Origin of the sequence: Vibrio sp. 2096 (assembly GCF_033339595.1) — a bacterium.
In the GTDB taxonomy this organism is placed as follows: Bacteria; Pseudomonadota; Gammaproteobacteria; order Enterobacterales; family Vibrionaceae; genus Vibrio; species Vibrio alginolyticus.
Map to the genome: position 1 here is coordinate 95,932 of NZ_JAWOUX010000002.1, position 13,023 is coordinate 108,954.

10 protein-coding genes are annotated in these 13,023 nt (G+C 45.7%); 5 read left to right on the forward strand and 5 right to left on the reverse strand.

The window, feature by feature from the left end; all coding sequences use genetic code 11:
* Positions 1-158: 158 nt before the first annotated feature.
* Positions 159-1,163 (reverse strand): HTH-type transcriptional repressor PurR, encoded by a 1,005-nt coding sequence (gene purR, locus R7Q41_RS03720; protein WP_005378368.1) that lies wholly within the window; start codon positions 1,161-1,163, stop codon positions 159-161.
* A 468-nt stretch (positions 1,164-1,631) separates the two neighbouring features.
* Positions 1,632-2,279 carry a molecular chaperone TorD gene (gene torD, locus R7Q41_RS03725; RefSeq protein WP_005378369.1) on the reverse strand — a complete coding sequence of 216 codons (648 nt, stop codon included), beginning with the start codon at positions 2,277-2,279 and terminating at the stop codon, positions 1,632-1,634.
* Positions 2,280-2,545: 266 nt separating this feature from the next.
* Between torD and torR the strand changes: the two genes are divergently transcribed.
* Positions 2,546-3,256, forward strand: a complete 711-nt coding sequence (gene torR / locus R7Q41_RS03730) for a two-component system response regulator TorR (protein WP_005378370.1) — start codon at positions 2,546-2,548, stop codon at positions 3,254-3,256.
* A 71-nt stretch (positions 3,257-3,327) separates the two neighbouring features.
* Here torR and elyC read toward each other — a convergent pair whose 3' ends face one another.
* Complete coding sequence (gene elyC, locus R7Q41_RS03735) at positions 3,328-4,113, reverse strand: envelope biogenesis factor ElyC (protein ID WP_005387893.1); 786 nt, start codon at positions 4,111-4,113, stop codon at positions 3,328-3,330.
* A gap of 114 nt (positions 4,114-4,227) precedes the next feature.
* Here elyC and cmoM point away from each other — a divergent pair, with 114 nt between their 5' ends.
* The 4 genes from cmoM to mukB are packed head-to-tail and all read left to right on the forward strand — an operon-like array spanning position 4,228 to position 11,531.
* Positions 4,228-5,019, forward strand: coding sequence for a tRNA uridine 5-oxyacetic acid(34) methyltransferase CmoM (gene cmoM, locus R7Q41_RS03740; RefSeq protein WP_025998624.1), 792 nt, complete (start codon positions 4,228-4,230; stop codon positions 5,017-5,019).
* A 2-nt stretch (positions 5,020-5,021) separates the two neighbouring features.
* Entirely contained in the window at positions 5,022-6,359 is a 1,338-nt protein-coding gene (mukF, locus tag R7Q41_RS03745; RefSeq protein WP_017634722.1) for a chromosome partition protein MukF, read from the forward strand.
* Positions 6,340-7,065: a chromosome partition protein MukE gene (mukE, locus tag R7Q41_RS03750; protein ID WP_005378379.1), complete on the forward strand. Its 726-nt coding sequence runs from the start codon at positions 6,340-6,342 to the stop codon at positions 7,063-7,065. The genes mukF and mukE overlap by 20 nt, the downstream gene beginning before the upstream one ends.
* Before the next feature lie 2 nt (positions 7,066-7,067).
* Entirely contained in the window at positions 7,068-11,531 is a 4,464-nt protein-coding gene (gene mukB / locus R7Q41_RS03755) for a chromosome partition protein MukB (protein ID WP_318144423.1), read from the forward strand.
* A gap of 143 nt (positions 11,532-11,674) precedes the next feature.
* On the opposite strand, the gene R7Q41_RS03760 is transcribed toward mukB, so the two are convergent.
* Both R7Q41_RS03760 and R7Q41_RS03765 read right to left on the reverse strand, forming a co-directional pair.
* Positions 11,675-11,827, reverse strand: coding sequence for a hypothetical protein (locus R7Q41_RS03760; RefSeq protein ID WP_165401733.1), 153 nt, complete (start codon positions 11,825-11,827; stop codon positions 11,675-11,677).
* Between the two features lie 227 nt (positions 11,828-12,054).
* Positions 12,055-13,023 (reverse strand): alpha-L-glutamate ligase-like protein, encoded by a 969-nt coding sequence (locus R7Q41_RS03765; protein WP_005378387.1) that lies wholly within the window; start codon positions 13,021-13,023, stop codon positions 12,055-12,057.

Below are 13,023 nucleotides of genomic sequence, written 5' to 3' on the forward strand. Positions count from 1 at the left end.
AAGGAGTTCTTAATATATATTACATTTATATAAAACAGGGAGTTAACGTTAGTCAATTGTTATTAGAGTGGTGTGAAGTATTAGAGAATGCTTAATTTTTCCAAAAAAATAAGCGCCCCTGTAGAGCGCTTATTTAACACGGTTAAATACAGTGAAATTTAGTTCATTTTTTTCACAGTATTTCGAATTACAAGCTCAGGTTGCATTTCGAAAATTCGTTTTTCGTGTTCTTTATCTTTGATACGCTCAAGTAGAATTTCGAATGCATTTTTACCAACACGACGTTTAGGTTGGTGGATAGTCGTTAGCGGTGGAGAGAAGTATTCCGCAAGCTCGATGTTGTCGTAGCCGATCACTGAAATATCTTCAGGAATTTTGATCCCGTTTTGTTGCAAGCGGCTCATTAGGCCTAGAGCCATTGTGTCGTTAAAACAGAATACCGCCGTCGGGCGCTTGTCCATTGCGGTAATTTTATCTGCAACTAATACGGCCGTATCACATTCAAAGTTACCTTCAAGGATCCAGTCTTCATTTACAGCTAGGTTCGCTTCGCTCATTGCGCGACGGAAACCTGCAATGCGCTCTTGGCAAGCAAGCTTTTCAAAATGACCGCTTAGACAAGCGATATCCGTATGACCATTGTCAATCAGATGTTTGGTTGCAATGTAGCCACCTTCTTCTGAGTTATCCATGATCTTGTCTGCTTGTGAGCTCTCTGGGCCCCAATCCATGACCACTTTAGGAATGTCCGCATGACGGTCAAGCATCTCTTTTAGTTCTTCGGTTAAGTCAGAACACATCACTAGGATGCCATCAACGCGCTTTTCAGCCAGCATACGAATGTAATCGCGTTGTTTTTCGTAAATCCCGCCTGTGTTACATAAAATCAGAGTATAGCCTTGGCGGTAACAGTAGCTCTCAACGCCATCAATCACTTCTGAGAAAAATAGGTTAGTTGATTGAGTTACTAACATGCCAATCGTACGAGTTGAGTTGCATTTTAGGCTGCGTGCAACGGCACTTGGCGCGTAATTCAGCTCGTCAACGGCTTTCATTACTTTTTCTTGCGTTGCTTCTGCAACGAAACGCGTTTTATTGATAACGTGCGAAACTGTCGTAGTGGAAACGCCGGCTAAGCGAGCAACGTCTTTTATCGTGGCCATAAATGGTGTCCTGTATCGAGCTACTGAAATATGTCGTATTGGATGTACCTGATGCTCTAATGGTTTCACACCTAGCAATATAAAATTGGCGCTAAGTGTCTCGGCAGCGGTTGATCCAAGTGCGACAAAAGGGTACGTAGCAGCATCGGTCGATGAATTTTATCTTTTTTCTATCTGATGAGAAATTGCCATCAACCTGTTAAGAAAACACAAAAACCGCTATATTTCAGCGGTTTACATATAAATCATATTTAATCGTTTGCGCTCACATTTTAGCCCTATGTGGACTGACTAGCAATGTTTTCAGCAAGAGATTTGTGTATTTGAAGTCACATTTTGACTGCTAAATAACCAAGCGTCTTTGCGCTAAGTTAAGGCAAACGAATATTATACCCAAGTTACTTACAATCGGTCACTTTCAGGCATACAGGAAGCCCGATAGGCAGGCTCCCTAAAAATAGGCGGCAATTATTCACCAAGAAGGTAGGCGCTGTCTAGTTTACAAAATGCAACTAATAGTTTCGCGACACTTGAGTAAAATCCAAATTCATCGAATTTTTTACATTTGTCTGAAAACTGAGGTAACCAAGACATCAATTGTTGCTGGATAAAGTCGTTTTGTTTAACGAAGGCTTCTTCCATGTGTTTTTCTTGTTCAAGCTCGTTTGAGCGGATAATCATGTTCCCGAGAAAGTCGAGCTCAACGGCTAAGTGATCCGCAGGTTCCTTTAGGTTTTCGTCTACTTGAACGCCAAATTCAGCCATCAACTTTTCCATTTCCTCAGCTGGCTTGTCATTCAGTAAACCTGATTCACCAATGTACATGGATGCGTAAGGAAGAGCGCCGTATTTTTCTGTCTTCAAAAACAGTTCACAAAAGTCAGCTGCAAGCTCTAGTTGTGCATCTTCACGATCTTGTAACCGATTCAATGCATCAACTAGGCTATCAACGGCTGGTTTTAGCGACTCATTTTCACCTAAACCTGCGAGAAAACTGCGAATTTCAACACTGTGATAGGCTTCCAATTCTTTCTCTGTTAGTTCTTTTGCGAACAAGCTCGAAAACCACCAGTAAATTTCAGCGCGTTTTTCATTAAAAGCTTTCACTTCTTGCATTTTGGGCTCCTGAATGATGCTTCAAGTCATGCATCACAAAGTCAATTAGGGATATCCCCTAAGTGTAATCAATTAAAATGAATAGCAGTAACTATAATTGTTATGTTTTATGGTCAAAAATGACCGTTTATTAATAGCAATGGGCAAGCTTGTTTTGAATCAATAAAAACGCTAAATCTTGCGTTTTAATGTATCTATGACTAGAAATGTTACTAGTTATGAATAGAATACGTCTTGGATAATAAGAAGACAGAAAAGTGGTGTAAATGAGCTATCACGTATTAGTCGTAGAAGATGATGTTGTAACTCGTAGTAAGCTTGCGGGATATTTCCAAAATGAGGGCTACCAAGTCAGCGAAGCAGAGAGTGGCGCAGAAATGCGTGAAGTTTTGCAAGCGGGCGATGTAGACCTGATCATGCTGGATATTAACCTGCCTGGTGAAGACGGCCTGATGCTTACTCGTGAGTTACGTAGCCAATCGGATATTGGTATCATATTAGTAACAGGACGCACGGATAGCATTGATAAAATCGTAGGCCTAGAAATGGGTGCTGACGATTATGTGACAAAACCTTTTGAACTGAGAGAGCTGTTAGTTCGCGTTAAAAACTTGCTGTGGCGTATTTCAGCAGCGCGCAGTGGCAGCTCGAAAGCGAATGAAACCAGTGAAGAGCACATTGTGCGCTTTGGGGAGTGGACATTCGACATTCAACGTCGCGCACTTAGCCGCAACGGTGAGCCAGTAAAACTAACTAAAGCAGAGTATGAACTTTTGGTGGCATTATCGTCTTACCCTAACCAGGTGTTAAGTCGTGAGCGTATTTTGAACATGATCAGCCATCGAGTGGATGCGCCGAATGACCGCACCATTGATGTTCTTATTCGACGTATGCGCGCAAAAATGGAGTTCGATCCTAAGAACCCACAGATTTTTGTAACGGTGCACGGCGAAGGCTATATGTTTGCTGGTGACTAGTTTGAACATAACTCAATCGTAAAAAGAAAAGGAGAGCTTCGGCTCTCCTTTTTTGTGGCTTCAAGATAATACTAGTTTGCTTCAACCATTGGTGTTTGGCCGACAGTATCACGCAACCTTTGCCAAATACTGCCCAAGTACTCATGCCAATAAAGCTCTGTTTGTTCTAAGTAACGCGCTTTAGGTGAGTATTTATCCCAAGGTTGACTGATTTCGCTAATAGCTAAGAAGTTGGTCGGGGCTGGGATTGGTTTAATGCCTGCTGCGTTGAACTCATACAATGCACGGCTCATGTGACTCGCAGAAGTGACTAACACAATCTCCTTTTGTTGAACGAATGCAGCCGCTTGACGCGCCTCTTCCCACGTATCTTTCGCATCTTCTAATAAAATGATATCGGATTTCGCGACTCCCAACGCAAGGGCAACGTTCGCCATCATTCGCGCGTGGCTAATTTCAGATCCGCCAGCATAGCCGGATAAGATTAATTTCGCGCCTGGATACATTCTTAAAATACGAATGCCCTCAGTTAAGCGCATTAATGCTGCACGGCTTAACTGCGAGGTGGGTGGAATTTCGTCATCGATAACATGACCATTCCCTAAAACCATCACGTAGTCGATGGTGCCAGAAACTGGCAAAAAGGCTTTATGCTCTCGCTCTAACGGCATAAGAAGCTTGGTTGAAACAGGTTGGAAGGCAACAAGAAAAATGCCAACAAAAGAGAATAGAACAACGAAGCAGCCAGTTTTACGTTTTGTAGTAAAACTAATGAGAGCAAGACCCAACAAGCCTATCAGCAGCAATGCCGGAAGGGGCATAAGCATGGCTGACACTACTTTTTTCAGCTCAAACATACATAAATAGTCCGAAAAAACATCAATTGATAATAAAAATGAGGGTATCCCTCTTTATTCCTGCTTTCCTTGTGCCAGAATAGCGGCACAATCCGTTATGATAACTCAGCAGAAGTGACAGAAGACCGCAATTTCGACGATATCGCCCACAAATTTGCAAAAAATATTTACGGCTCCGATAAAGGGGAGATCCGCCAAATCATTGTGTGGGAAGATTTTCTACAGATTCTAAGTGAATTAGATGCTGACCAGCAACCCCTAGAAGTGTTAGACGCTGGTGGTGGTTTGGCACAAATGTCGCAAAAGCTTGCTAAGCTCGGACATCGAATCGCTTTATGTGATCTATCTTCGGAAATGCTGCAGTTGGCTAAGCAGGATATTGAAAAAAACGGTTTGCTTGAGCAGTATCGCCTGATTCATTCGCCTGTCCAATCCATCGGTGAACATATGGATGTACAGGTCGATCTGGTTATGTTCCACGCTGTGATGGAGTGGCTGGTTGATCCTAAGGCCGCACTTGAAACAGTTCTAGAACAAGTAAAACCGGGAGGCATCGCATCAGTCATGTTCTACAACCACCACGGTTTAGTCTATAAAAACGTGGTTTGTGGCAACATTCCTCATATATTAGACGGCATGCCTCACCGAAAAAGATTTAAACTACAGCCGCAAAAAGGCTTAAAACCTGAAGAAGTCTACCAGTGGATAGAAAATTCAGGTTTTAATATTTGTGGCAAATCTGGTATTCGCTCATTTAGTGATTACATAGGCAATATGGAATACATGGGTGATTACGAGTTTGAAGATGTGTTGGCGCTAGAAAAACAACTTTGTCGACAAGAGCCATACCTCTCATTAGGCCGCTACATTCATGTGTGGGCTAAAAAGAACGATAAACAGGAATAACAATGAGTGAGATGACTCTCAATGCTGCAGAGCAACCAATCGATGAGCTGGTTGGCTGGGTTAAGCAGCACGATTTCTCGTTGAACCTGACCACAGAGCGATTGGCATTTTTGATAGCCATTGCCGTACTGAGTAATGAAAGGTTCGATGAAGAACTGGGTGAAGGTGAACTGCATGATGCATTTGCCATCGTCACTCGACTATTTGATGAGACCGGCGAAGCCTCCGCTTTTCGTGCGAACAATGCGATCAACGAGATGGTTAAGCAGCGTCTTATGAGCCGTTTTGTCAGTGAGATTACTGACGGAGCGAGCATTTACCGCTTGTCGCCATTAGCGATAGGAATAACCGACTACTACGTGCGTCATCGTGAGTTCTCAAAACTGCGTCTATCTATCCAGCTATCCATGGTAGCGGATGAAATGGCGAAAGCGATTGAGGCAGCACAAAAAGGTGGCACACCGGGTCACTGGAAGAAAAACGTATACGGTGTTTTAAAATATTCTGTAGGCGAAATTTTCGATCAAATTGACCTCAACCAACGTGTTATGGATGAGCAGCAACAGTCAGTGAAACAACAGATTGCTGACCTGCTTAACAAAGACTGGCGTGAAGCGATCAACAACTGTGAAGCACTTCTGTCAGAAACATCAAGCACGTTGCGTGAACTTCAAGATACGCTGCAAGCCGCCAGTGATGAACTGCAAACTCAGATCCTCGATATTCAAGAAATTGTTTACGGTGACCCTGAGCTGGAGTTTATCGAAGAAGCCTTGTTTGGTCTGCAAATGAAGCTGGACCGAATCACAAGCTGGGGCCAGCAAGCTATCGACCTTTGGATTGGTTACGACCGACACGTGCACAAGTTTATCCGTACTGCAATCGATATGGATAAGAACCGTGCGTTTAGCTCGCGTCTGCGTCAATCCGTCAAAGATTACTTCGATGCGCCTTGGTATCTGACTTATGCAGATGCGGAGAGGCTTTCTGACCTTCGTGATGAGGCCCTAGTACTGCGTGATGACGAGGTCACGGGTCAAGTTCCGATGGAAGTAGAATACGAAGAGTTTCAACAAGTCAATGATGAGCTGTCTGAACGAATTGGTGACATGCTAAAAGCGCATAAAGATCAAGGCACACCAATCGATTTGAGTGTGGTACTGCGAGATTACCTTGCACAGCACCCTTACACTCATCATTTTGATTTAGCTCGCATTATCGTCGATCAAGCTGTACGTCTAGGGTATTCAGAATCGGATTACCAAGCGATTCAACCAGACTGGAAAGCAATCAACGAATTTGGGGCAAAGGTACAAGCGAATGTCATCGACCGATACTAATGAATACATGTCAGAAAATCTGGCAAAAGCAATTTCTAACCCTCTGTTCCCAGCGCTAGACAGCATGCTTCGAGCAGGGCGTCATATCTCAAGTGAAGATCTAGACAACCACGCGTTGTTGTCGGATTTCGAACTTGAGCTTTCTTCTTTCTACCAACGCTACAACACCGAATTGGTGAAAGCGCCAGAAGGTTTCTTCTACCTTCGTCCACGTTCAACATCTCTGATTGGCCGTAGTGTTCTTTCTGAACTGGATATGCTGGTGGGTAAGGTACTGTGTTTCCTTTACCTAAGCCCAGAGCGTCTTGCGCACGAAGGCATCTTCACTAACCAAGAGCTGTACGACGAACTGCTTGCTCTAGCAGATGAAAATAAGCTGATGAAGCTAGTGACGAACCGTGCTACCGGTTCTGACCTTGATAAAGAAAAGCTGTTTGAAAAAGTACGTACGTCACTTCGTCGTTTGCGTCGCCTAGGCATGATCATCAACATCGGTGAAACCGGTAAATTCAGCATCAGTGAAGCGGTATTCCGCTTTGGTGCCGATGTACGTATTGGCGATGACATGCGTGAAGCGCAGCTGCGTCTAATCCGTGATGGTGAAGCAGTAGTGCACACCAAAGAGCCAAGCCAAGGCAGCTTATTGTCTGAAGAAGATCAAGACGACCAAGCCCAAGAAGAAACAACAGAAGAGGGTGAAGCATGAGCATGATTGAACGCGGTAAATACCAATCGCTGACCATGGTCAACTGGAACGGCTTCTTTGCCCGTACGTTTGACATCGATGGTCTGGTCACCACGCTATCAGGTGGTAACGGTGCAGGTAAATCAACCACAATGGCGGCGTTCATCACCGCATTGATTCCTGACCAAACGCTGCTGCACTTCCGTAACACGACAGAAGCGGGCAGCAGCCAATCGTCTCGCGACAAAGGTTTGTACGGTAAGCTACAGCCGGGCGCATGTTATGCGGCGCTAGACGTGGTGAACTCACGTAACCAACGCCTATTGTTTGCAGTAAAACTACAGCAAGTTGCGGGTCGTGATAAGAAAGTAGACATCAAACCGTTTGTGATCCAAGGTCTTCCAAGCCATGTGAAACCAACGGATATCTTGGTTGAAAGCGTATCTGCGACTCAAGCTCGTGTACGTCAAATCAACGAAGTAAAAGAATCGATCGCGGAATTTGAAGGCGTTCAGTTCAAAGCGTTCTCTTCTATCGTGGATTACCACGCACAAATGTTTGAATTCGGTGTGATTCCGAAGAAACTGCGTAACTCTGGTGACCGTTCTAAATTCTACCGCCTGATCGAAGCATCGCTTTACGGTGGTATCTCAAGTGCGATTACCCGTTCGCTACGTGACTACCTTCTGCCACAAAACGGCGGCGTGAAGAAAGCGTTCCAAGATATGGAATCGGCGCTGCGTGAAAACCGCATGACGCTAGAAGCGATCAAAACCACGCAAGCAGACCGTGACTTGTTCAAACATTTGATTACAGAGTCGACCAACTACGTGGCAGCGGACTATATGCGCCATGCCAACGAGCGCCGTAAAAAACTAGAACAGACATTGTCTTTGCGTTCAGAGTTATTTGGTTCTCGCGAGACCTTGATTGAGCAAAACAATCTGCTTAACCGCGTTCAAGAAGAGCTGGAACTGCTGATCGAATCAGAATCTTCTTTAGAGCAAGACTACCAAGCGGCTTCTGATCACTTGCAACTGGTGCAAAACGCGCTGCGTCAGCAAGAGAAGATCGAACGCTACCAAGAAGATCTTGAAGAGCTGAGCGAGCGTCTTGAAGAACAAATGATGGTAGTGGAAGAAGCGCAAGAACGCGTGATGATGGCTGAAGAGCAAGCTACCGTTGCAGAAGAAGAGGTGGATAGCCTTAAGACGCAACTTGCTGATTACCAGCAAGCTCTTGACGTTCAGCAAACTCGCGCCCTTCAATATCAACAAGCAGTTCAAGCGCTGGAGAAAGCGAAGAAGCTACTTGGCGATGACAGCCTAACGGCGGAATCGGCTCAAGCGCTTGTCTCTGAGCTTAAGAGCAAAGAATCAGAAAACACCAATGCGTTGCTATCGGTTAAGCACAAGCTGGACATGTCTTCTGCAGCGGCAGAGCAGTTTGAAACCGCGCTTAAACTAGTACAAAGCATCGTTGGTCAAGTTGAGCGCAAAGACGCGTCTGAACATGCGAAAACCGCAATTGCGAAAGCGCGTGAGTCACAACAAATTGCACAAAACGAACAACAATGGCGAGCACAACACCGTGATCTCGAACGCAGCCTTAACCAGCAGCGTCAAGCACGTGAACTGGTTGCTGAATACAAAAAGCAATATCACGTTGAACTAACCGATGAGGTTACGTTTGAACAAGAACGTGAACGTCATGCGACGCAAATCGAATCACTAGAGATAGCTCAAGAAGAAGTTCGTGATCAGCGTGGTGAACAGCGCCGTCTAGAGCAAAACGCGGTGGCAGAAATCAGTAAGCTTGAAGCAATAGCACCAGCTTGGATTGCGGCGAACGATGCGCTAGAGAAACTGAGAGAGCAGAGCGGTGAAGAGCTTGAGGATCGCCATGCGGTAATGAACCACATGCAAGTTGTCCTTGAACAAGAAAGGGAGCTGTCTTTAGCTAAAGATAAGCTTGCTGAGCGCCGTAGCCAGCTAGACGCTGAGATTGAGCGTCTTGCTTCTCCTGGTGGTTCAAATGACCCTCGCCTGAAAGGTTTGGCAGATACGCTGGGCGGTGTATTGCTGTCTGAGATCTACGATGACATCACGATTGATGACGCGCCTTACTTCAGTGCGATGTACGGTCCGGCTCGTCACGCTATCGTTGTTTCTGACTTGTCAGGCATCGAAGAAAAACTGGTAGAGCTAGACGACTGTCCAGAAGACTTGTACATCATTGAAGGTGACATCGATGCCTTTGATGACAGCTCGTTCGATGCAGAAGAGTTAGAGGGCGCGGTTTGCGTTCGTATGAACGATCGCCAAATGCGTTACTCTCGCTTGCCTGAGATCCCATTGTTTGGCCGTGCGGCACGTGAGCAGCGTCTAGAGTTGCTGCGTAACGAACGAGAAGAAGTGGTAGAGAAACACGCGAAAGCGGCGTTTGATTCTCAGAAAATGCAGCGCTTGTACCAAGCGTTTAACCTATTTGTGTCTAACCACATTCAGGTTGCTTTTGACGCCGATCCAGAACAAGCACTGGCAACTATTCGTGATAAGCGTAACCAAATTGCTCGCGTGTTGGCGGATCTGGATGCGAAAGAGCAACAACAACGTTCTCAGCTTCAAACCAGCAAGCAAGCGTTGTCTTCTCTGGACAAGCTAGCGTCACACATGGTGCTTGTTGAAGATGAGTCATTGCAAGCGCGTTTTGATGAGCTAGAAGAGAAAATCGCTCAGCTTGCAGAGGCAAAAAACTTCTTAAACAACCATGCAAAAGCCGTCACGCAATTAGAGAATATTGCGTCTGCGCTTGATGCTGACCCAGAGCAATTCGATGCACTAGAAGCAGAATACAAAGCGGCAGACGAGCGGCTACAAGATCTTAAGAAGCAAATCTTTGCACTCTCGGATCTCGTTGAACGTCGTCACTACTTCGCTTACTCAGATTCAGTAGACCTACTGAACAAGAGTAGCGAACTGAGTGAGCAGCTAAAAGCTAAACTGGTTCAAGCTGAACAAATGCGTACTCGCTCTCGTGAAGAGTTGAAGCAATCGCAAGGTCAAATGAACCAATACAACCAAGTATTGGCTTCTCTGAAGAGTTCACACCAAGCGAAACTGGAAACGGTTCAAGAGTTCAAACAAGAGCTTCAAGAGTTTGGCGTGAACGCTGACGAAGGTGCAGAAGAGCGCGCAATGCGTCGTCGTGACGAATTGCACGAGCGTCTACACACGTCTCGCAGCCGTAAGAGCGAATACGAGCGCACGATCACCTCTACTGAACTCGAGATGAAAGGCTTGGCGAAACGTCTGAAGAAAGTTCAGAAAGAATACGTTGAGCTGCGTACCTTTGTTGTTGCAGCGAAAGCCGGCTGGTGTTCAGTACTTCGTTTGGCGCGTGAGAACGATGTTGAGCGTCGTCTACACAAGCGTGAACTGGCTTACATGTCAGCGGATGAACTGCGTTCGATGTCGGATAAATCACTGGGTGCGCTGCGTCTAGCGGTTGCGAACAATGACGACCTGCGTGATGCGCTGCGTCTATCAGAAGACAATGCACGTCCAGAGCGTAAAGTTCTGTTCTACATCGCGGTTTACCAACATCTTCGCGAGCGCATTCGTCAGGATATCATCCGTACTGATGATCCAGTTGAAGCGATCGAAGAGATGGAAGTTGAGCTAGCGCGTCTAACGGAAGAGCTAACCCAACGTGAAAACCGCTTAGCGATCAGCTCTGAGTCAGTAGCGAGCATCATTAAGAAGACGATTCAGCGTGAGCAAAATCGTATTCGTATGCTGAACCAAGGCCTGTCGAATATTTCGTTCGGTCAGGTGAAGGGCGTACGTCTGAACGTGAAGATCCGCGAAAGTCACGAAGTGCTACTGAGCGGCCTAGCGACACAGCAAGAGCAGCATAAAGACCTGTTTGAATCGACTCGCTTTACCTTCTCTGAAGCAATGGCGAAACTGTTCCAACGTGTGAACCCACATATCGATATGGGTCAACGTTCTCCTCAGGTTCTGGGTGAAGAGCTACTGGATTACCGTAACTACTTAGAGCTAAGTGTTGAGGTGAACCGTGGTACAGATGGTTGGCTACAGGCTGAGTCTGGCGCGCTATCAACAGGTGAAGCGATCGGTACCGGTCAGTCAATCCTACTGATGGTTGTTCAAAGCTGGGAAGAAGAGTCTCGTCGTCTACGCAGCAAAGACATTGTGCCTTGTCGTCTGCTCTTCTTGGATGAAGCAGCGCGTCTGGATGCTAAGTCTATCGCGACGTTGTTCGAATTGTGTGACCGTCTGGATATGCAACTGCTTATCGCGGCACCAGAAAACATCAGCCCAGAGAAAGGTACGACCTACAAACTGGTGCGTAAGGTGTTTAAAGACCACGAACACGTACACGTAGTGGGTCTGCGTGGTTTTGGTCAAACGGATAAGCCTAAGACTGAAGCGCAAGAGATGATTGAAGAGTTTGAATCGTAAACTCCGAATCTAATAAAACGCCCGCAAAGAACGCGGGCGTTTTTGTATCTGTTTGCGAGGCAGGCTTCGAACTACATAAGATAAGCCGAGACTGTAGGACGGCAGTCTCGGCTTATTAGCGGAACTTAATGAGGAAGCGACGTTTATTCCTCTGGAATATCGTCCCTGACTTCGATCATTTCAGCAAGCTCTTCAAGTGCTTGGACAGAAAGCTCAGACAAGCGTTGTAGGTGTTGGTCTAAGCTCTCTTGTTCTTCAAGCTCTGGTTCATCATTGTTTGTTTGTTTTATTAGCATTTCCCAACCTCTCAAGTTGAGTAAGGGGAGCTCTCATCATACTCAAAAGGCAAAGTAGAAAAGAAACGATCTATGTTGATTTTGTTAGCTCGATCATTGATTCAACTTATATATGAGAAGGATGTGTTTAATAAGGAGAGCAACTGCAAGGTTTTTGGATGCGGGAACAAAAACGCCAGTAATCATGACAATTACTGGCGAGTAATAACGAACATTATGTCGGAGGGTTAGAACAACGGCTTCACACCGAACTGCTCTGCCGCGTAAGCGACGCGTTCAATCGGTTTTGGATACTCAGCAGGTGTGCCAAGGCTCTCTATGTGTTTCAAACGAGGAAGCAAGCCTGCACCATTAGCGATTTGGATTGCCAGACCAGGGCGAGCGTTAAGCTCTAAAACCATAGGTCCTTCATCTTTATCCAGCACCATATCCGTACCCATGTATCCCAAACCTGTCATTTCCCAGGCACTTGACGCAAGCTCCAGCAAGCGCTCCCAATGCGGTACTTGAAGGGTCGAAAGGTCTTTACCTGTATCAGGGTGATGAGTAACTGGATGATCGAACTGCACCGCTCTGACGGCTTTACCTGTCGCGATGTCAATGCCTACTCCTACGGCACCTTGGTGAAGGTTTGCTTTGCCGTCGGAAGCCGCTGTAGAACAGCGCATCATCGCCATAACTGGATAACCTTTAAATACGATGATCCGAACATCTGGTACGCCTTCATAACTGAAGCCATCAAAACAGTCATCAAACTTGATTAAGTTTTCAACCACAGCAACGTCATTTTTACCACCAAGAGAGAAAAGGCCAGCAAGCGCATTACTAATGTGACGCTCGACCTCATCCCTACCAATTGTAGAGCCGGAGGGTTTGGTATATACCCCGTTTTTGTGAGACGTAACAACCAGAATGCCTTTACCGCCACTACCTTGTGCAGGTTTGATTACAAAACCAGGCCAGTTCTCAACCATTTTGTGGATAGTCTTAACTTCAGCTTGGTTGTGAATGACACCGATCAGGGCAGGAACTGTTGCTCCTGCTGCCTGTGCAATAATTTTGGTCTTTAGCTTGTCATCGACAAGTGGGTATTTAGAACGATCATTGTAACGGCCAATATAGCTGTGGTTACGCTTGTTCATCCCCATAATGCCTTTATGGCGAAGCTTAGACGGCGAAGTAAAACTTTCGAACAT